The sequence below is a fragment of the Streptomyces sp. SID3343 genome (assembly GCF_009865215.1).
Lineage (GTDB): Bacteria > Actinomycetota > Actinomycetes > Streptomycetales > Streptomycetaceae > Embleya.
Map to the genome: position 1 here is coordinate 1 of NZ_WWJX01000942.1, position 324 is coordinate 324.

The window sequence follows — 324 nt, forward strand, 5'->3', positions numbered from 1 at the left end:
GTAGACCCACCGGACCCACCGGCCCGGTCGGCCGCACCCGCCGCGCCCGCCCCCTCGCTCCCGCGCCGGGCCCGCAACGCCCGCACCTTGTGCCGGTTGCCGCAGTGCTCCATCGAGCACCAGCGGCGCCGGCCGGGGCGCGAGGTGTCCACGAAGACCAGTTCGCAGTTGTCCGCGCCGCACGCCCGTATCCGATCCGCGAACGGCCCCGTGAACAGCTCGATGGCGTCGCGCGCGATCGTGGACACCGCCTGACCACCGGTCGCCGGCAGCTCCCACGCCCGCGTGACGCCTGCCGCGCCCGTGCCCGCCGGGTCCACGCGC

At 77.2% G+C, this 324-nt stretch carries 1 protein-coding gene; it reads right to left on the bottom strand.

What is annotated here, in order from left to right; all coding sequences use genetic code 11:
- On the bottom strand, positions 1 to 324 hold a 324-nt coding region (locus GT354_RS29170), incomplete at both ends, for a CGNR zinc finger domain-containing protein (protein WP_161359360.1).